The organism is Salibacterium aidingense DSM 18341, assembly GCF_000429685.1.
Classification (GTDB): Bacteria; Bacillota; Bacilli; order Bacillales; family Marinococcaceae; genus Salibacterium; species Salibacterium aidingense.
The window spans coordinates 1-19,961 of the sequence record NZ_AUCI01000019.1 but is presented as its reverse complement, the minus strand read 5'-3'; the positions used below and the strand labels follow the sequence as shown (position 1 = coordinate 19,961).

Annotated in this window: 22 protein-coding genes; 14 read left to right on the top strand and 8 right to left on the bottom strand. The window is 43.0% G+C overall.

Features of this window, described 5'->3' with window-relative positions; genetic code table 11:
* Window positions 1–116 precede the first annotated feature (116 nt).
* Complete coding sequence (locus G475_RS0116505; protein WP_026702221.1) at window positions 117–713, top strand: TetR/AcrR family transcriptional regulator; 597 nt, start codon at window positions 117–119, stop codon at window positions 711–713.
* 121 nt (window positions 714–834) lie between these two features.
* A complete protein-coding gene (locus tag G475_RS0116500) occupies window positions 835–1,656 on the top strand; it encodes a GNAT family N-acetyltransferase (RefSeq protein ID WP_026702220.1) in 822 nt (273 codons plus the stop codon).
* A gap of 175 nt (window positions 1,657–1,831) precedes the next feature.
* Here the strand turns inward: G475_RS0116500 and G475_RS0116495 are convergent, their stop codons facing one another.
* Both G475_RS0116495 and G475_RS0116490 read right to left on the bottom strand, forming a co-directional pair.
* The gene (locus G475_RS0116495) at window positions 1,832–2,455 is read right to left on the bottom strand and encodes a class I SAM-dependent methyltransferase (protein WP_026702219.1); all 624 of its coding nucleotides are present in this window, start codon (window positions 2,453–2,455) and stop codon (window positions 1,832–1,834) included.
* A 228-nt stretch (window positions 2,456–2,683) separates the two neighbouring features.
* Complete coding sequence (locus G475_RS0116490; RefSeq protein ID WP_084414169.1) at window positions 2,684–3,529, bottom strand: aldo/keto reductase; 846 nt, start codon at window positions 3,527–3,529, stop codon at window positions 2,684–2,686.
* A gap of 321 nt (window positions 3,530–3,850) precedes the next feature.
* On the opposite strand from G475_RS0116490, the gene G475_RS27325 reads away from it, so the two are divergent.
* Complete coding sequence (locus tag G475_RS27325; RefSeq protein ID WP_156911757.1) at window positions 3,851–4,024, top strand: hypothetical protein; 174 nt, start codon at window positions 3,851–3,853, stop codon at window positions 4,022–4,024.
* 1 nt (window position 4,025) lies between these two features.
* On the opposite strand, the gene G475_RS0116475 is transcribed toward G475_RS27325, so the two are convergent.
* The 3 genes from G475_RS0116475 to G475_RS0116465 form a co-directional block, all read right to left on the bottom strand.
* Window positions 4,026–5,144: a PRK06851 family protein gene (locus G475_RS0116475; RefSeq protein WP_026702217.1), complete on the bottom strand. Its 1,119-nt coding sequence runs from the start codon at window positions 5,142–5,144 to the stop codon at window positions 4,026–4,028.
* Window positions 5,145–5,218: 74 nt separating this feature from the next.
* Complete coding sequence (locus tag G475_RS25405; RefSeq protein ID WP_051302620.1) at window positions 5,219–5,740, bottom strand: hypothetical protein; 522 nt, start codon at window positions 5,738–5,740, stop codon at window positions 5,219–5,221.
* The gene (locus tag G475_RS0116465; RefSeq protein WP_026702216.1) at window positions 5,737–6,129 is read right to left on the bottom strand and encodes a hypothetical protein; all 393 of its coding nucleotides are present in this window, start codon (window positions 6,127–6,129) and stop codon (window positions 5,737–5,739) included. The genes G475_RS25405 and G475_RS0116465 overlap by 4 nt, the downstream gene beginning before the upstream one ends.
* A 206-nt stretch (window positions 6,130–6,335) precedes the next feature.
* Here G475_RS0116465 and G475_RS0116460 point away from each other — a divergent pair, with 206 nt between their 5' ends.
* The 9 genes from G475_RS0116460 (at window position 6,336) to G475_RS0116410 (ending at window position 16,214) form a co-directional block, all read left to right on the top strand.
* Window positions 6,336–7,442 carry a sensor histidine kinase gene (locus tag G475_RS0116460; protein WP_026702215.1) on the top strand — a complete coding sequence of 369 codons (1,107 nt, stop codon included), beginning with the start codon at window positions 6,336–6,338 and terminating at the stop codon, window positions 7,440–7,442.
* Complete coding sequence (locus G475_RS0116455; RefSeq protein ID WP_026702214.1) at window positions 7,420–8,106, top strand: response regulator transcription factor; 687 nt, start codon at window positions 7,420–7,422, stop codon at window positions 8,104–8,106. Before G475_RS0116460 ends, G475_RS0116455 begins: the two co-directional genes overlap by 23 nt.
* Before the next feature lie 127 nt (window positions 8,107–8,233).
* A complete protein-coding gene (locus tag G475_RS0116450) occupies window positions 8,234–9,739 on the top strand; it encodes an alpha-N-arabinofuranosidase (RefSeq protein ID WP_026702213.1) in 1,506 nt (501 codons plus the stop codon).
* Window positions 9,740–10,166: 427 nt separating this feature from the next.
* The gene (locus tag G475_RS0116440; protein WP_035711568.1) at window positions 10,167–11,537 is read left to right on the top strand and encodes a sigma-54 interaction domain-containing protein; all 1,371 of its coding nucleotides are present in this window, start codon (window positions 10,167–10,169) and stop codon (window positions 11,535–11,537) included.
* Window positions 11,538–11,741: 204 nt separating this feature from the next.
* Window positions 11,742–13,034, top strand: coding sequence for a CitMHS family transporter (locus G475_RS0116435; RefSeq protein ID WP_026702211.1), 1,293 nt, complete (start codon window positions 11,742–11,744; stop codon window positions 13,032–13,034).
* Between the two features lie 42 nt (window positions 13,035–13,076).
* Entirely contained in the window at window positions 13,077–14,399 is a 1,323-nt protein-coding gene (locus G475_RS0116430) for an acyclic terpene utilization AtuA family protein (RefSeq protein WP_026702210.1), read from the top strand.
* Window positions 14,386–14,685, top strand: a complete 300-nt coding sequence (locus G475_RS0116425; RefSeq protein WP_026702209.1) for an AtuA-related protein — start codon at window positions 14,386–14,388, stop codon at window positions 14,683–14,685. The genes G475_RS0116430 and G475_RS0116425 overlap by 14 nt, the downstream gene beginning before the upstream one ends.
* A 665-nt stretch (window positions 14,686–15,350) precedes the next feature.
* Window positions 15,351–15,563: a DUF6366 family protein gene (locus tag G475_RS0116415; RefSeq protein WP_026702208.1), complete on the top strand. Its 213-nt coding sequence runs from the start codon at window positions 15,351–15,353 to the stop codon at window positions 15,561–15,563.
* A 66-nt stretch (window positions 15,564–15,629) separates the two neighbouring features.
* The gene (locus G475_RS0116410) at window positions 15,630–16,214 is read left to right on the top strand and encodes a DUF421 domain-containing protein (RefSeq protein WP_026702207.1); all 585 of its coding nucleotides are present in this window, start codon (window positions 15,630–15,632) and stop codon (window positions 16,212–16,214) included.
* Window positions 16,215–16,257: 43 nt separating this feature from the next.
* On the opposite strand, the gene G475_RS0116405 is transcribed toward G475_RS0116410, so the two are convergent.
* The 3 genes from G475_RS0116405 to G475_RS0116390 all read right to left on the bottom strand — a co-directional run bounded on the left by G475_RS0116405 (window position 16,258) and on the right by G475_RS0116390 (window position 18,080).
* Entirely contained in the window at window positions 16,258–16,683 is a 426-nt protein-coding gene (locus G475_RS0116405; protein WP_026702206.1) for a CBS domain-containing protein, read from the bottom strand.
* A gap of 29 nt (window positions 16,684–16,712) precedes the next feature.
* A complete protein-coding gene (locus tag G475_RS0116400) occupies window positions 16,713–16,895 on the bottom strand; it encodes a YjzC family protein (RefSeq protein ID WP_026702205.1) in 183 nt (60 codons plus the stop codon).
* A gap of 672 nt (window positions 16,896–17,567) precedes the next feature.
* The gene (locus G475_RS0116390) at window positions 17,568–18,080 is read right to left on the bottom strand and encodes a GNAT family N-acetyltransferase (RefSeq protein WP_026702204.1); all 513 of its coding nucleotides are present in this window, start codon (window positions 18,078–18,080) and stop codon (window positions 17,568–17,570) included.
* A 464-nt stretch (window positions 18,081–18,544) separates the two neighbouring features.
* On the opposite strand from G475_RS0116390, the gene G475_RS0116385 reads away from it, so the two are divergent.
* Both G475_RS0116385 and G475_RS0116380 read left to right on the top strand, forming a co-directional pair.
* A complete protein-coding gene (locus tag G475_RS0116385; RefSeq protein WP_026702203.1) occupies window positions 18,545–19,195 on the top strand; it encodes a hypothetical protein in 651 nt (216 codons plus the stop codon).
* Between the two features lie 85 nt (window positions 19,196–19,280).
* Window positions 19,281–19,646, top strand: coding sequence for a PH domain-containing protein (locus tag G475_RS0116380; RefSeq protein ID WP_026702202.1), 366 nt, complete (start codon window positions 19,281–19,283; stop codon window positions 19,644–19,646).
* Window positions 19,647–19,961 lie beyond the last annotated feature (315 nt).

Sequence of the window (19,961 nt, the reverse complement as noted above, 5' to 3'; positions counted from 1 at the left end):
ATGGATTGTTGGTTTTTCTCAAAAAGGGTTGTATTTGATACAAAAATAAGTTATTTTATAGTTAAACTGACTGGTCAGTTTAATCATTTTAATTGTGTAGGTGGTCCTCAAGAATTATGGCAAGAGCTGATGGAAAAGGTGAAAAAACAAAAAAGAAAATTTCAGAAAAAGCGAAGATCCTTTTCGAACAGAAAGGCTATGCTGCAACATCCATGGAAGAAATACGTGAGTTCACCCAGATTAGCAAAGGCAGCATTTATTATCATTTTAAGAGCAAAGAAGAATTGTTTCTGTATACGGTGGAAGAATCTTCAAAAGAATGGCAGAGCAAGTGGGAAGAACAAGCTGCTTTCGTTACAACAGCAAAAGAGAAACTATACTTACTAGCTCGCTATTATGCTTCAGATATGCAGAATCCCCTATCCCAAACCGTTCCAGAATATTTGGCTTCTGAGAATATAGAACAATTGATAAGAGAAAAACTCATCCATCTTATTAAGCCAGAATATGAGATATTTCATCAAATCATTGAAGAGGGGGTTCAAAACCAAGAGTTTGAAACGAATAATACTGTAGAAGATTTATCTTTTATTCTTTATAGTACACTCACCGGTATGAGCATTACACAGTTCCTTGGTTATGAAGAAGAAAGATTTTATAATCTTTACGTGAATGCGATTGACATCTTTCTTCATGGAATCTCCAAGGATTGACTTTCCCCTGGATTGAAGTAGGGGATTTTATTTTCATCTTTATTAAACCGTACGGTCAGTTTATTTTTGCGGTCCATTATTTAAAATTACATTCAATTGTTAATAGAAAGGAAGAAAGTATATGTTTTTATTACCTCAACATCAGTTTATGAAAGTGAAGCCTCTATTCGACTCGTTTCATCACCAAATTATTACGATGTCAGTTTTGGAGGGAAATACAGTCGGCGATATTTATGTGGATGATTTGGACAATCCAACATCAGCGCTCCTTAATGGTATGAACTTCGAAGTTTTATTTGCAGGTAAACCACATAACAAAGAGTTTAATGAAAAGATCAACCACGTGATCTCTGATCATATCATGCCAAAAGCTAAAAAGATGGAAATCCCTGCTATTAACTTGTATTACAACAATGAACAATGGAAGAAAGTGATTGAGCAGGAAGTCACTAATAAAATCAAGAGTTCAAAGGTTGAAAAGAGATTTTATACTTTTGATATTACGAGCTATAATCCACCCCCAAAGTTACTTCCAGACAAGGCCTCATTGAGACTCATCGATGCCTCTCTCTTCAATGATTCCTCATTAAACAATCTTAACCAGGTGAGGCAATGGGTCCAAATGCCTTGGCCATCGGTTGATCATTTTTTACAGAAAGGTGTTGGCTATTGTGTTATTGAAGAGGATACGGTTGCCGGCTGGTGCTTATCGGCGTTTTCATCCGGCAATCAGCTTGAATTTGCTTTAATGACAGAGGAGGGATATCGAAATAAAGGGTATGCTAAAATTGCAGCTTCAGCTTGCATAAATTTTTGTATTGAGAATGGAAAAAGCCCGCTCTGGAATTGTGATGATAAAAATATCCCTTCCATTCTTGTTGCTGAGTCGATTGGATTTAAAAGAACCCTAAATTATAATATTTATCAAATTAAAATCGACTAGTGCCTGTCACGCCCCGGGTTTTGTCGAATGAATTCAGTAAAGAGGAGGTGCCTGTCACCGCCCGAAAATTGTCGAATATACGAAAAGATAGACCGCTGAAATGAGTCGTATACTTATGATGGTTATTTCATTTATGACTCCTTCTATAAAAAAGTTCACAAACACTTGAATACCATTATGTGTAAATTTTACGAATCACAATCTTTCTGTACATCCCCTTATACATTAGTGGAGAATCCTCGGTTACGGATAAAATTTCTTTATGTCTCTCATGCAAGGATTCAAAATTTAACCCTATGTCCGTGCCTAACAGCTTAATTATAGGCCGTATTACTTTTTTAAAAGGAGAAGGTTCTTTTCCTTTAGGTGAAAATTTATTAAAGAGAATAATTTCTCCCCCTTGTTTTAAAACTCTTATCATTTCCTTGAAACATTTATCTGCGTCAGGAACAACGGATAGGATAAGACTTCCAATGATTATATCGAATTGATTATTGTCAAAACTCATATTCAGAGCGTCCATTTCCTTGAACTGTATGGAGGACTCTCTGAATTTTTTCCTGGCCCTTTCAATCATTTCTGGAGAGTAGTCAATGGCGGTAATATTTAAATCAGCATAGTTAATTTGTTCTAGGTCTGCGCCAGTTCCTACACCAACAAATAGTATATTTTGTGTCCTATCGAATGTATTTTCTTGAAATAACTTTTTTCGCGTGCTGAGAAATGGACCTGAATTAAATAATTTATCATAAAAGGGGGACCAAATTTTGTACACTATACGATTCCACCGGTTGTTCATCTATTCCTCCCCTTTTATTCAAATTTTTATTTGAACGAATTATAGCATATAATAAAAGGTAATACTCGTACATAGCTGGTCAATAAAAATCGAGAAAAATAAGAGGAAGGTTCCTGAAAAACGAATAACTTGATGGATTCAGGAGGCTTTAGCAGGGGGGATTTTTTCTCCATATTCTTAATATTAACCAGAAAAAAAGGCTGCCACGGCAGCCCTTTTTGTCCTATATTAAAATTCTTCGTATACGGCCGGATCCCCGTCAAAAATACGTCCATCGCTCCGGGTAAGTCTATTGATCGTCTGCATATCTTCGTCTTCCAGTGTGAAATCAAAGAGGCCGATGTTTTCAAGCTGGCGTTGCGGAGACGTGGAACGCGGAATCGGCACGGCGCCGATTTGCACATGCCAGCGAAGAATAATCTGCGAAACAGTTCTGCCGTGTTTGCCGGCAATGCCCTGCAGTGTTTCGTTATGGATGATGTCGCCGGCCTGGTATAACGGACTCCAGGATTCGGTGATGATCCCGTTTTCGTCATGATATTTCCGTTGCGCCTCCTGGTTAAAAAACGGATGCAGTTCAACTTGGTTGATCACGGGAAGGATGCCGGTTTCTTTTTTTAACCGTTCCAAGTGTTCCGGCAGGAAGTTGGACACACCGATTGAGCGGATTAACCCCCATTTCTGCGCGTCTATGAGGGCCTGCCAGGCTTCGACATACTGATCCTGGATCGGATTCGGCCAGTGGATCAAGTATAAATCATAATAATCCAGGCCGGCGCGGTACAGTGACTCCTGGATGGTGACGACTGCTTTGTCGTAACTGTGGTACCGTCCCGGCAGTTTGGATGTGATCCGCAGTTCTTCGCGCGGGACGGTCGTCCGTCGTATGGCTTCCCCCACCGTTCCTTCGTTTTCATAATTGTAGGCAGAATCGAGGAGCCTGTACCCGTTGCGGATCGCATTGGCGATCGCGCCCGCTCCTTCATTGCCGTTCAGCTTCACCGTGCCAAAACCGACCGCTGGTATAGTGACGCCGTCATGCATCGTTACATTTGGTACAGTATGTGTCATCATGCATCTCTCCTTCATTTATGGTTATCCCTCTATAATTATCTTCTACATAGAACCGGGTGGTGCCTGTCACTTGTCGAATATTCGTTAAAGTGTCTGTCCTGCCCTGGTTTGGTGGTGTTTTGTTAGTCAATTTAACGTTCGCACCGATGGATTGTTTTCCAATTAAATCCATTTTGCCAGGTTTTATATCGACATAATGGGGTGTTTTTCGTTATGTGGAAGAAGAATTTTATCCCGAGGAAATAAAGCGAGAGGTCATGCGGTTAAACTTGACAGGGTATATGAATAAGGAGCTGTTGGAGCGTTTCGGTATTAAAAATTATGGATGAGGCGGGGGCGAAAGGAGAGAAACAGAGACTTGCTCCTTCTATCGGTGAACAGTATGTTACGGACGTACCTGTAGGATTCCAATGGCATACGCCCGATTACAATATGGAACTGCCATACTCCGGGGGAATTCTGGAGCAAAGCAGCCTGCTTTGCTCCATTAACTAGATCAGTTCAAAAGGCTGCCAGTTTTTTGTACTATTAGGTTCTCCTGTATTTCTACTTGTTTTTTTAGTGTGTCAAAGATATGATTGAGGGCTGAATCATCCGACGCGGCGAGATAAATCTTTTCCAGGTTATCATTATCTTGTTTTGCTTTTTTTAAGTGAGTGATTCCTTTTTTCATATAGGATTTATACCTGCGGGTAAGGTTATGAATGGTGTTGGCGTATTTTTCGTCAGTGCCGGGTGCTACGGTTTTTTCGTACAAATCAATAATTTCGTCGTTTTTCGTCTCAGGAAAATACTCATGCGGATCTGTGCTGTCAAAAATACAGAAACCTAATTCCCGCACGACCACCATATCAATACTTTCTGGATCGAATCCACAGTGATATATTTCTACATCCAGGCCCAGGTCTTGCGCGGCTTCGGCCTGTTTTTTGAGAAAGGTGGATTTTCCTGTACCAGCCCGCCCTTTAATAAAATATCTTTTCTCAAGATCGTCTGTTATGTTTGGTATATAATCAACGACCCCTTTTGGCGTAGAAGCCCCGAAAAATCGATGCTTCGTTAATGGCGTTTTTTCTTTTGGTTCCTCGTTGGAAAATAAGTGTTTCCCTACATCTTCAGCTGCCTGATCTGCTTTGTCAGAGTCTAAGTGACGAATATAGATGTCTTCTAGATCGTCATGGATGCGTAACCCTGTTTGAAAAGATTGGTGTGCGGATTGGAAGGATTTCATGATTTTTTTCTGGTATCTCTGGATCCTGTTTTGTTGTTGTTCTAGATGTTTGGAGTCGAGGGTGGCATCCACGTCCACTATTTCTATTGTTCCCTCTTTAGGTTCGAATGGATCGGAAGTACCGTCATGTACCCCGATTTTCAAATGAGGAATAATGATCCCATCGAGTTTATCGTTATCAGAAGAACTATGGATGAACTCCATTTCATAATCTCTGCTTTTCCAAACATCTGCCAGTTTGTTCATGATATCCGTTTTTATCGCAGCCGATGATCCTTTTAAAATAAAGATGCGTTCCAGTCCTTGAAAATTAGAAGCATATAATGGATAAAAACCCTTCGCCGTGTGATCTCCCGCGTAATAATGAAGCACCTTTTCAGACATTTATATTCACTCCCCACCTATATCGTTGCTATCTCCTATAGCAGCCTATGCTCTGAGCGCCCAAAAGGTGCCTGTCACGCCCCGGATTTTGTCGAAGGGCGGTCACTTGTTAATTTCCACTGGTAGTATCGTAAAAAACCGATATAGATGAGAATAGATCCTGCGATATTACAGGCGACCCGGAAGCCATGGACGACCAGAAATTCTCGTGCCGTTTGGATTAGAAAGGCAGTGGAATGCATGTCACTTCCTTCGACAAACATGATTTCGTTGCGGGGCCATGCAAAAAGAATCGAGGACACCCCTTCCAGGATGATCATGAGCATGCTGGAGAGAATCCAGTAACGAACGTATTTGATGTTCCAAGAAAATACCACGGCAGCAGCACCTGATACAATACTCAGAAATCCAAGCGGCGGGAAAAACGTACCCGGACTTGCCACGGCCATGAAATCCATCGCTGTGTCAAAAGAAGCTGGAATGTTATGAAAAATATTCGGATAGACCATAAAGGTATCGAGTAAAATACTTCCTAATAAAATTAACTGTATCCAGAGATGAACGGCAATACTACCGAATGTCAGTGCTTGTTTCATGGGTGGCTCTCTCCTTTTCCTTTATTTATAAGGGCGGTGATTCCGCCGGCGGCCAGCCCCCAGATCCCATTCGTAACAAGGACACTGACGACGGCGAAAGGATTCGTCAGCGGTCCTTGTATTTCTCCGAGCAGGATGGGAGATAACACACCGCTGAGGACGATGGCATAGATGCCGTACATAAGACCGGTACATAATAAAGTAGAAAGCGGCGCTTCCTGTTTAGCAGCTGTGACTCCGATCCATACGATGGTGATGAAAATAGTAATGATAATGCTCGCGGCCGGCTGTCCAATGGCTTCAAGCAATCCGAGCATACTGGCAGATGGCCGGATCAAGGCAGCTCCCGCCAAAACAAAAATAAGCGGCCAGTTCAACGGTTGACTCATTGTCCTTCCTCCTTTTTTAATGCTGTATCTCCATCATAGAAGGTATTTCTAAATACGCTCTTGCTTGTTTCTTAACGATTTCTTAAATCGTTTATCCAAGGATTCCACGTTGACGTATACTAATAGTTAATAAAATGTTAAGACATTATTTTTAAAGGAGTAAGAAATGGGGAGTACCATATTTTCTAAGAAAAGGGGTGGGACAAGTGACAATACGAAAACGATTGATTCTTTCAAATATAGCAATGATTGTACTGCCGATTCTGGGCTTTCTTTTGCTTGAAATAGTGCTTGGATGGCTGCTTTTTACGGGCACAGGGACGCCGGATGAAAGAAACCTATCTTTATTTTTGCAAATGCGCTGGATCGGGGTGATTGTCATATTAGTGGGAACGAATGGACTTTTGACATATTATGTGTCCAAAAGTATTATTCAGCCGGTGAAGCATCTCACCTTGGCAACCCGGCAAATCGCAGATGGAAAGTTGGACGTACCGATAGAACCAGAGGGCAGAGATGAAATTGGTGATTTGGCACAGGATTTTGAAGAAATGCGGCGGAAGCTGAAGGAAGCGGACGAGCTTCAGAAAAAATACGAATCGGGACGGCAGGAGCTCGTCGCCAGTATCTCTCACGATTTAAAAACACCTATCACGTCTATCAAGGGTTATATTGAAGGGATACGGGACGGCGTGACGGATACCCCGGAAAAATTAAATCGTTATGTGGAGACGATTCATCGAAAAGCAAAGGATATGGACCGCTTAATCGAAGAGCTTTTTCTCTATTCCAAACTCAATGTCAACCGCGTCCCCTTCCATTTTGAAAAAGTGGACATGCATGCCTTTTTACAGGACTATCTTGAAGAATTGGAGTTTGATTATCCGGATGTCACCTTCTCGCTCTCGCCGAAAGAGGCGGAGCCTTTTTTCACGACGGCCGATCGGGAACAGATGAAGAGAGTGGTGACAAATATCATCCAGAACAGCTTGAAATACATGGATAAAGTGGATAAGATCATTTCTGTCCAGTTGGAAAAAAAACAGGGCAATCTTCAGGTTACGGTCGAAGATAATGGACGGGGGATCCCAGAAGCGGATCTGCCTCATATTTTTCATCATTTTTACAGAGTTGATTCTTCGCGACATCGTTCGAGAGGCGGGAGCGGGCTCGGCCTTGCTATTGTGAAAAATATTGTAGAGGAACACGGCGGTAATATTTCCGTATCCAGTACTAAGGGAAAAGGAACTTGCATCGCTTTTACACTTAAAAATCAGGAGGGGAGGAGCCATGAGTCGAATATTAATCATTGAAGATGAACAGGAAATTGCTGAACTTGAAAAAGACTATCTGGAACTGAACGGATGGGAAGCAGACATTGTTTCAGATGGAGAACAGGGCCTGCACCGGGCGTTGGAAAACGATTATGCGCTTATCCTCCTCGATTTAATGCTTCCCCAAGCGGATGGATTTGAAATTTGTAAAATGATCAGAGAAACAAAGGATATTCCGATCCTGATGGTTACCGCAAAAACCGAAGACATTGACAAAATCAGGGGACTGGGGCAGGGAGCGGATGATTATATTGTAAAACCGTTCAGTCCCAATGAATTGGTTGCCCGCGTCAAGGCGCACCTTGCCCGGTATAACCGGCTGGTTAAAAAAGAAGACACGGAGCAGAACATTCGGGTAAAAGGACTGCACATCGATAGAGCTGCCCGGCGTGTGTATATAAACGAGAAGGAGAAAACATTCCCTGCCAGAGAATTTGACTTATTAGTCTTTTTTGCCCTGCACCCCAACCGCGTCTTCACTAAAGAAGAGCTGTTTGAAAAAATCTGGGGACTGGATTCAACGGGGGATATTACCACAGTCACCGTCCACGTCCGTCGGATTCGCGAAAAAATCGAAGCCGACCCCTCCGACCCAACTTTTATCGAAACGATCTGGGGGGTAGGGTATAGATTTTTATTTTAGGTGCCTGTCACGCCCCGGGTTTTGTCGAATTCACGGGAACGGTGTTTTTCGTTGACAGGATTTTCTTGTTTCTTTACAATAAGAGTTTACTTGTACGTATAAGTAAATCGAAAGGGAGGCGGAGGAAATGAAACATACAGTGGTGGTCAATACGGATAGGGAAGAGGCGTGGATCAGCCGCCATATTTACGGCCATTTTTCGGAGCATTTGGGACGCTGCATCTACGAGGGATGGTGGGTGGGAAAAGATTCTCCCATTCCCAACACCAGTGGTATCCGCAACGACGTGCTGGAGGCCTTGATAAAGATTAACATTCCCGTTTTGCGCTGGCCGGGAGGTTGTTTTGCCGATGAATATCATTGGAAAGACGGCATCGGCCCCTGGGAAGACAGAAAACGGATGGTGAACACTCATTGGGGCGGGGTGATCGAAAACAATCATTTCGGCACTCATGAATTTCTGATGCTTTGTGATTTGCTCGGGACGGAACCATATATCTGCGGCAATGTTGGAAGCGGTTCCGTACAGGAAATGTCGGAGTGGGTGGAATACATAACATTTGACGGAGAATCGCCGATGGCAGATTGGCGCCGCGAGAATGGACGCCGTGCGCCTTGGTCCCTCACGTATTTTGGCATTGGAAATGAGAGCTGGGGCTGCGGCGGCAACATGCGGCCAGAGTATTATGCTGATCTGTATCGGCAGTACCAGACGTACGTACGTGAATACGGAGAGAACAAGCTTTACAAAATCGCCGGCGGAGCCAATGTGGATGACTACCGCTGGACGGAAGTACTCATGCGTGAGGCCGCGCCGTTTATGGACGGACTCAGTCTTCATTATTACACGATCCCGGGCGATTTTTGGGAAGGCAAAGGTTCGGCGGTGGAATTTGACCAGACGGAATGGGATATTACCATGCAAAAAGCGCTTCATATGGATACCCTTCTTCATAGGCACCGTGCGATTATGGATACGTTTGACCCGGAGGAAAGAGTAGGACTGATCGTGGACGAATGGGGGACCTGGTTTGATGTCGAACCCGGCACCAATCCCGGCTTTCTCTATCAGCAGAATACGATCCGCGATGCTTTGGTGGCTGGCGTTACACTCAATATTTTCAATCACCATGCCCGCCGCGTGTATATGGCCAATATCGCCCAGACTATCAATGTGCTGCAGGCGATGGTGCTGACTGATAAAGAAAAAATGATCTTCACGCCGACGTATCATGTGTTTGACATGTACCAGGTGCATCAGGACGCTGCACTGCTGCCGCTTGTTATAAAACCAGAGACGAAAGAGGCATCTTCTTTCCCCCACGTCCACGGCTCAGCATCCAAGCAAGGGGACGGAACGGTACATATCAGCCTCTGTAATCTGAATACCGGGGAAGCGGCCGATATCACGTTAGATCTTCGAGGTATGACAAGTCTAAAAGACATTAGCGGGACTATCTTAACAGCGGACCAGAAAAATGCCCACAACACGTTTGATGATCCAAACTGTGTACACCCGAAGCCATTTACCAATGTGAAAGTCACTGGGACGCAGGCCGAACTTCAACTTCCGCCGATGTCCGTTTTGGTGCTCCGTGCCTGTCACGCCCCGGAATTTGTCGAAAAGAAATAATATAAAAACACGCCCGGAAGTGTAGGTCTTCCAGGCGTGTTTGATCTATGGTTTATTTAAAAAATGTGGGTTAATCGATGAATAAACTATTTTCAAGCATTTTTTTTGCTTTTCTTTCCTGCGATTCGGAAATTGACTGCAGGACACTTTTGAAGAAGTGTTTCATGGATAATTCCCCCATCTCTTTCATTCTATCTGCATAATATAGCATTCAGTGCAAATCCACAAATTCGCGAAAAGTCCATGAAAACGAAAACATTTCCTATGAAAGCGCATGAAAAAGCGCTTTTTCTCTTGATTTCTTCGAATTACTATTGAATTGGGTAGTGCCTGTCACCTGTTGAAATCGACAGGTGACAGGCACTTGTCGAAACTATCGAATAATCTCGTGTTAGAATGAAAAGAAAGCGTTTTATAGGGGGGTAGGATGACGTTGGACCAGAGGGATTTTTCTTATTTATCCTGGATGAAAGACATTGTAATGGCTATTAATGATGGGGTGCTTGTGATTGATACGGAGGGGATTGTTCGATTAATTAATCATGAATATACGAGAATCACAGGAGTAGAGGAGGAAGTGATACTTGGAAAATACTTAAAAGATGTCCGAAAAGGGGCGGTGCTTCTGAATACTTTGGAAGACGGTAAAAAAAGAAACGGCATCTATAGAAAGGAGGGCACAGAGGAATACGTCGTTGATATGGCGCCAGTGTATCAATATGGCGAAATTGTCGGGGCCGTTTCCGTATGTAAAAGCCTGAATGAAGTCCATGTTCTAGCTAGAGAGCTGGAGTCAAGTAAACAGAAAATAGCGAAGTTGAAAAGTGCAGTGGAGGATATTTATAAAGCGACGTACTCGTTTGACGATATTATTGGCAGTGACGGTGCCCTAATGGAAACAGTAAACCGTACTAAAAAAGCAGCTCGTTCTTCTATGAACATCCTTATTCAGGGAGAAAGTGGAACAGGGAAAGAATTATTTGCTCATTCCATCCATAAGGAAAGCATCAGAACGGAATATCCTTTTGTGCCGGTGAATTGTTCTGCGATTCCTGCGAATTTAATAGAAAGTGAGCTTTTTGGCTACGAAGAGGGAGCTTTTACAAACTCAAAATCCGGAGGAAAGATGGGATTATTCGAATTAGCAGACCGGGGCACCATTTTTTTGGACGAAATTGGAGAGCTTCCGATGGAACTGCAGGCGAAATTATTAAGAGTTGTGCAGGAAAGACGTGTTAGAAAAATAGGCGGGTTGAACGAAAAAGAAATCAATGTCCGAGTTGTTTCTGCTACGAATAAAAATTTAAACAACATGGTAGAGAAGGGCCGCTTTAGGGAGGATTTATTTTACCGATTGAATGGTATTCAAATTACGATTCCTCCATTACGAAAACGAAAAGAAGACTTTTCTTTTCTTATCCAAGAGATGACAAATGGTTTGATGCCTGGAAAAGCGCCGGTATTTTCTGAAGAAGTAGAACAATTTTTACAAGAGTACGAATGGCCGGGGAATGTGCGGGAACTGTATAATGTCATGAATTATGCAATGAATATGGCAGACAGCGGCTATATAAAAATGGAGCATCTTCCTGAATTTGTCCAGGAACGAAAGCTTCATAGCAAGAATGGACAGCGCTCAGGAACGTTGAAAGAGCTGCTTCGGGAAACGGAGCAGGAACTCATTCATGATACGTTAAAAGAATATGAAAACAATTTGAATGGAAAGAAGAAGGCTGCTGAAACATTAGGTATCTCCTTGGCAACGCTGTATAATAAAATCGGGAACCCTTCTAAATAATTAAAATGCTTCTAAAAAATTAGAAACATTGACAACGCTTACAAACCAAACTTTTTGCCTATAAAAGGAAGTAAATGGTTCTTAATAAGAAGAACCTGGTTATGGTAAAAGCCTTGATAAAAGGCTTTTTTGTTTGGCATGGATTTTGCTTTATTTATAGGGCGGGTCTTTCCTATTGGAAAGAATATAAAAAGGAGGTTAGGTATGTTAGCTGTTTCTGGTTTTCTGATTATTGGTATCCTACTGTATCTTGTTCTAACCAAGAAAACGTCTGTCCATTTTGCTTTGGTTGTGGTCCCCATTATTATTGCTCTTCTTACAGGCTTTGGATTTTCTGAACTTGGGGAATACATGGGGGATGGTTTAAGCAGCATTGCGCAAACAGGGATTATGCTGACGTTTGCTGTCCTGTTTTTTGGAATTATGTATGACGTAGGGTTGTTTGATCCTGTAATCAAAGGGGTTATTAACTATGGTGGAGGAGATCCGCTGAAAATTGCAGTAGGAACAGCGGTTATTGCGATGATGTCTCATTTGGATGGATCAGGGGCCAGTACGTTTCTTATTACGGTATCTGCCATATTGCCAGTTTATCAAGCGCTGAAAATGAGTCCCTTAACCCTTGCTGTTATTGCAGCATTAAGCGCTGGTACGATGAATATGGCTCCATGGGGAGGCCCGACCGTAAGAGCTGCGTCTGCGTTAAACGTGGATGTGGTTGAATTGTATACCCCGTTACTACCGGTACAGATTGTAGGTTTAGTATGTGTGCTGCTGGTCAGCTTCTGGCTGGGAAAGCAGGAACGGAAACGGGTGGGGAAGAAAGAAGAGCTTCCGCCGGAAATAAAAAACGCCCAGGAGAACGAGGCCGCTAATCGACGCCGTAAAATGTTTATCCCGAATCTTTTGATTACCGCTGCTGTTATCGTTACATTAATTTCAGGCATCGTGCCCCTCGCTATCCCCTTTATTGTAGGGGTACCGCTTGTCTTAATGCTTAACTACCGGGAAGTTTCTGAACAGCAGGAAAGAATAGAAGCCCATGCAAAAGGTGCTGTCTATACCTCCTCTATCATTTTTTCAGCAGGGATTTTTACCGGAATACTAAGTGGCACGGGAATGATTGAAGCTATGGCTGGAACACTTGCGGAAGGTATTCCAAGTGGATGGGGATCCTCTTTTCCAATTTTGCTTGGGTTCTTGTCTATGCCATTGAGCCTGCTGTTTGACCCAGATTCTTTTTATTTCGGAGTCCTTCCTGTATTAAGCGCTACAGCTGAAACATTTGGGGTGGAACCAATGACGATGGGAAGGGCTGCCATTCTTGGACAAATGACAGTAGGTTTTCCTGTCAGCCCTTTAACTGGATCGACGTGGCTGCTGGTGGGGTTAGCCGGTGTACATCTCGGTGATTTACAGAAAAAAGCTATTCCATTTGCGATGGCGATTACAGCCGTTATGACTATCACAGCAATGATTCTGGGAATCCTTATTTAAAATAAGAAAATGCCAAACACAGGACGGAGAGGATGGAAATCTATGCTTAAAATTGGATCCGGAGCAGGTTTCTCCGGAGACCGGCTGGAACCGGCCGAAGTCTTATTAGAACATGCAGAGTTAGATTATCTTGTGCTGGAGTGTCTGGCAGAACGAACGATTGCGCTTGCGCAAAAAGAGAAATTTCATGAACCGGAAAAAGGGTTTGATCCTCATCTGGAAGTTAGAGTGAGACGACTTCTTCCTTTGTTATCCAACCAAAAAACACGGCTGATCACAAACATGGGAGCGGCAAATCCAGAAGCGGCTGCAACGAAAATAGTAGAAATTGCAAAGGAATTGAATATTTCCTGCAAGGTTGCTGCTGTAACTGGAGATGATGTGTTCCAAGTTATAGAAACGAATCATCTTCTTCCAAACGATAACCCGCAACAGGTGAAGAAAGAAAATCTTTTATCAGCCAATGTGTATTTAGGGGCGGAGGCGCTCCTTCCTGCTCTAGAAACGGAGGCTGACATTATAGTCACCGGACGTGCTGCTGATCCCTCTCTGTTCTTAGCTCCGCAGATTCATCATTTTCAGTGGTCCATGCATGATTATGAAAAGTTAGGAAAAGGAACAGTGGTTGGCCATCTTCTTGAATGTGGGGCACAGGTCAGCGGTGGATATTTTGCAGATCCGGGAAAAAAAGAGGCAGCGGATTTAGCTGATATCGGTTTCCCTTTTGCAGAGATTGAAGAAGACGAAGTCGTGATTAAAAAAGTCGAAGGGACAGGAGGAGTAATCAATCTTCAAACTGTGAAAGAGCAGCTTTTATATGAAGTTCATGATCCCGCCAATTATTTTACGCCGGATGTTACGGCTGATTTTTCTAAAGTGGAAGTCAAGGAAACGGGAGAGAATCAGGTGCAGGTTACAGGTGGAAAAGGACATGAACGCCCTGACAAGCTTAAAGTCTCTATTGGTTATCATGCTGGATTTATCGGGGAAGGGGAAATATCCTATGCTGGTGCCAATGCAGAAGCTCGGGCGGCATTGGCAGGATCTATTTTAGAAAAGCGGTTATCAGACAAGGTGCCCCATTTAAGAATCGATTATATTGGAATGTCATCCTTGCATCGAACCAGCTTTGGGGAACATACCCCGTATGAAGTAAGGGTCCGGGCAGCCGGTCATAGTGACTCAGAAGAGGTGGCGGCGTTGATTGGAAAGGAAACCGAGGCTCTTTATACGAACGGTCCGGCCGGAGGGGGCGGAGCCAGAAAGAAAATCACCGAATCCATTGGCGTCCTTTCTAACTATTTATCAAGAGACCAGGTCCATCCGAAACTGATCATAAGGAGCACAGATAATGAAACTATATAACATCGCCCATAGCCGGGCTGGAGATAAGGGAGACATAGTAAACTTATCCTTGATCCCTTATCAGGAAGAGGATTATGAATTTCTTCGCAGACACGTAACCGAGTATAAAGTAAAAGAACATTTACAAGACATCGTGAAGGGAGACGTCATTCGTTACGACATTCCTTCATTTAAAGCATTTAATTTTGTCTGCCAACAAAGCTTGCTTGGAGGAGTGACTACTTCACTGGCTTTAGATACTCATGGAAAAAGCCTAAGCTTCGCTCTGCTCGAAATGGAAATTTGACGGTGCCTGTCACTTGTCGAATTCGACAGGTGACAGGCACCGGATGTGAAAAGAGCCCGGGAGAGGATGTCTCTTCCGGGCTCGTTGGCATTTATTAATCAAAAAAGGTATGGTTTTTTAGAGTGCGCCGGGCTTTTCTTTCCTGCGAATCGCAGACTGCCTGCAGGACGTTTTTAAAAAAATGTTTCATTGGTCGTGCCTCCAATTTTATCATGCTAACAGCATCATAAAGCGTACAGAACCAATGCTCAAATGGAGGCAGTTCTAATGGAAACGAAAACATGTTCTATGAAAGCGCATGTACATGTCTTATTTTTTCGATTTTCTCCCATTTTCCCTTGAATGCTGCAGAAGAACAATAGGGAGGAACGAAAACCACGGAGGGGGACGCCCCTCCGTGATGATAGTTTCGAGTGGATTTAACGAAAGAGTACAGCATAGGTCAGCTTGATCATCGACAGCATGCCGGGATTTTTGTATCTACTCACGTTGTTCCCTCCTGTTATTGTGATTATACGAAGTATCTCATGTAATATGCTTTTCATCTACATGTTTGTAAGCAAACTTCACACGTTAAATACCCCCGTTTCTCTGGCCGCTCGAAAAATGTTAATATATAGTAAATCCAATACATAAAAATCCTTCCAAGAAAGGCGGAGAAATAATTGCGGAATTCTTCAGGCTCTCCAAATGAACAAGAAGAACTGCGGCAGGAAGAACGAAAGAGAAATTCAGGCGGCGCCCTGAATGACGGATATCAGCGGGCAAGAAACGGATATGTACCGGAGCTTACGTCCCGTTTAGGCTGGAAAGGGACGGGACTGCTTATTGCGGTTGTCGTTGTAGTGTTTATCATCGTCTCCCTGATCATGAACTAAAACCAATTCCTTGTATAAACCGGAAGCTGTTCACGCACACTAAGGGAAAAGAAAAGGAGGGAGAGTATGGAGTTTTCGGTGATATGGGAATCTGCCGTATTGGTTGTGATCGGTATATTAATTCTTCGTATTGCAGGCCGTAAGTCGATTTCGCAAATGTCACTGGCACAGACGGTAGTTATGATTTCCATTGGATCCATTATCATCCAGCCCATTATCGAAGACAGTATTTGGAATACGGTTTTAGCCACAACGGTATTTGTCCTTATGCTTGTTTTGATTGAGTATTTACAATTGAAATTCAATCCACTCGAAAAGTTTATTACCGGCAAATCCAAAACAGTGATCAAAAATGGTGTACCTCAGTATAAGACCCTGCGGCAGATGAGATTTACAATGGATACGCTGGAAATGCGGCTGCGCCAGCAGGGGGTAGCGAACATAACCGATGTTCAGATGGCAACGCTTGAACCAAACGGCCAGCTCGGTTATGAATTGAAAGAGGACGCCAAGCCGCTGACGGTGGGACAGTTTAAACAGATGATGGCCGGTATGATCCCGCCTCAGCCGCCGGATGAAGCCGAACCGGATATGTTTACGGAAGTAGAGGAGAAAGGGCATCCTCTCCCCAACTCCAAGGAGCTGCAATAAAAGGAAAGCTGCCCCATGATGGGACAGCTCGACAGCTCTTTTCTTAATTGTTTCCATTTCCCTTAGAGACGTCGTGGATAACATTCCCGGCAGTTTCGACAGCGTTTTCTACTCCGAGATCTCCGAGGGTGGCTACGCCCTTTATGCCTTTATCTTCCATGACGAGCAATCGTTTAATTTGATGCTCCTGCATCAACCGGGCTGCTTCTTCCACTTCCATGTCCGGGGTGCCTGTTACTATATTTTCTGTCATGACATCCGAAGCCTGTACATTGTCCGCGGATCCTTTGGCTAATCCATTCACAACGATATCTCTGTCTGTGACAACTCCTACATATTTGTCATCTTCTTTCACAGGAATAAACCCAACATCTTCTTCCTTCATTTTTTTCGAAACGGTGGTTAGCTCATCCGTCGCGTTACTGGAAACAGGGTTTGGGGACATAACGTCTTTCAATAAAGCTGTCATTGTCTCTCCCCCTTTCTAAAGATGAGTTGTTAGGATGCTTTCACCCAATAAGCGGCTTCATTACTTGATGGAGACGGCGGCAGCTGTTCTCCTTCCTCTACTCTTACTTCGGTATCATCCTGATTGGAAGATTCTCCGCTTACAAGACTATGCACTTTATAATTTCCGCTTTCTGGTGCTTTTTCTCCGGTTTTGAACATATTCTCTGCCATTGTTACACCTCCTAAAGTAATTGGAAAGAGTGGTTGAGTTCAACTCTTTCTTATAGAAAAAAGATTCCCGCGTCGTTTCCGAGATAAAACAGGTATTTCGTGATTTTTTACATATTAAAACTTCCGTCCCAGTTTCCACGCTGCCTTTATATTATCTGTGCAGGGCGGGCTGCCCCTTCTGTAGATACTTCTCCACACGAGCCCCCTGTTTTTTCTCGTGCATGTCTGGTTTGATGGAGCAATTTACAATGGACTAGTACGGGAAAAAACGGACAAGAATGAAAGCAGGGGGCATCGGAATATCAGTAAACTGATTCAATGTTCCCGTCACCGTCCCGATATTTCCCAACGACTGCTTCTCCTGAAAGATAATCACGGGCAGTATTTTAAATACTTCTTCTCACGTTTCGCCTGTTCCTGTTCAGCAGCAAGCAATGTACTACCGGGGAGTACTCTTTAACAGGTTATATTCTAATTTCAATTTCCTTCCAAAAGTTCCTGTTTAACTTCAACAAGAAACGGACGAGGGATCGAATACGAGGGCGCTGGAATAAATACTATATTTTAACTATCCCTGTTTATACTGGCTTTTAAATGAAACTAGACTAGGCGCATTCTTTTATTAGAAAAATGCGTCTGATAAAATACAAAAATAATCTAACTAAAAGTTAGTTATTTTTGTTTCCACTCTGATGCTAATATCCCCATAAAATAAGTATCATAATAGTTCCCTTCAATAAAAGCGTGTTTCCTGAGTTGTCCCTCCACGATAAATCCAATTTTCTTATACAGCCCAATAGCCTGCTCGTTAGTTCCTCTTGTTGTTAAATAGATTTTATTTAAACGAAGTTGATTAAACCCAATGTTAATCATCTGTTCCATTGTATTTTTTCCATAACCGTGTCCCCGAGCCTCAGGAGCAAGCAGGATTCCAATGCCAGCCCTGCCATGAGCATATTCAATATTTTGAAGAAAGACCCATCCAATTAGTGTATGTTCTTCATTTTCTACAGCCAACAAAAGATCGCCATTTTCCCTTTTTTCCTTAACATGATTTTCCATTTGTTCATACGTTAATGGTACTCTACCTGCCATGGATATTGAAACGGGATCGTTGGACCAACGATGAAGCTCCTTAATATCTTCTGTTTCAAATGATCGAAGAGTTACTTGTTTAACAGCCATTGCAAACCTCAATCCTTTCACTGAAGTGTATACATTTCACATTATAACAAAGGTTTTTTTACACCAGAATTTTTACATGCATACCTGCTGAATAGCTTGATAAGCTTTATTCATTTAAATTGCGCGTTGGAGAAAACCTTTTTAGGCCGGCACGACTTTTCTTTTCATTTTTTAAACAGATAAGTGAAAGAAATCACTATGAAGGTAAAAATACCACGACACTGAATAGTACGGTTGGCCCTTCTTCCAGCCATATCCATGAAATAAGGGTACTTAAAGAAGAGAGTTTTTTTTAGCTGTGTTTACCTGAGAAAATAAACAGTCGAATAGTATTTTTCTGCTTAATAGATTATGGGGGGCTGATATTATCTGGAACGAGCTTCTGGCCCTAAATGAGAGGTTCTTGTAACCTTGGACCGGTTTCCCGCGTCTTACACATAAACAGAAAAAGGGAGGAAATAGTAATGAAGAAATGGGCTGGGATAGCTGTCTGTTTTCTTATGGGCCTCATGTCGGTACAGACGGTGCAAGCAGATGAAGAAACGTCTTCCATGACGGAAAAAATCCAGGAATGGGAACAGCAGGGGGTGGATCCAAATCACACGGAGGCGGTGGAAAAACTGCGCCGTTATATGGAGGAACATTTCTCAGATGGAGAGTTCGCCAGTCTGCATATTTACCGGGAAGAACGGGAGCTCGGCACAATCATACTTTCTTTTACCTCGATGCCGTCGGAAGCGCAGCAGGAGGAAATGAAAGCGCTGGTGGGAGAACCTGCCCAGGTTGAATTCCGGGAGGCAGCGTTTACCGAAGAGCAGTTAACGTCCAAACAAAAGGAAGTCGATCAAGCCATATTTGAGGAAAAACGCTTTGAAGATCAATTCCAAGTGCATTCCACCTCTGTTGATATCATCAATAACCGCGTACAAATAGGGATTAATGAACGGACGGAAGAGAATATTCAGACGCTGGAAGAGGAGTTCGGCAAAGAATGGATCGAAGTCGTGGAAGCCGAAGCCCCGCAGACCTTTGAAGAAGAGACGGGGGAACGGGAAGAGACCAATACCAATGGACTTCGCCGTATTCTGTCGCTGGTGCGAAGCTGGTTTCAGTAAAATAGGAACAGAACCTGTCTTTTTTCCATGGCAGGTTCTTTTTCATGTAAAATAGAGAGGCAAATAGGAAAAAGGAGGACTGGAAATGGCTGGAGTAGAAGACATCATGTCATGGACGTTTTATGAAGAAACAAAAGTACCGCCAGAAATAAAGGATATTCTGGTGGAAGGGGAAACAGCGGAGATCGCTTACAAAACCGTACGGGACGTAGCGGTTGTCACCAACAAACGCTTGATAATCGCCGATCGGCAGGGTATTACTGGAAAAAAGGTGGAAGTGTACACCATCCCATTTTCATCGATTATTATGTATTCCTCGGAAAACAGCGGCACGTTTGACCTGAACGCAGAAATGGAACTATGGACAAAAGCCGGTCGGCTGAAACTGAACCTGAATAAAAAAGTAGATGTACGCAAGCTCGACCGGCTCATTGGAAAACATATATTGTAAAAGAACAAAGAATCTGGGACAAAACTAAATGACTTCTCCCGAAAGACGAATTATTGATAGTAACGCAAAGTCGTCCCCATGGAAAGCGCAGTGGCCGGCCGCAGAAATCGTACAGCGGTATACTCCGTTCTCATTGGGTGTTTTACATGAAAAAATCCGAACGATGCCAAATTCTAATGGAATATGTAAGATAATCGTTCGGATTTTTATCTGACCTATATGATTTTGTCCCAGCCTCTTTCCTACGATTAGTCAAGTGAAAATTTTAAATAATGTTTATTCTCCTCTTCCTGTTTTTACGCATAAGAAATAAAC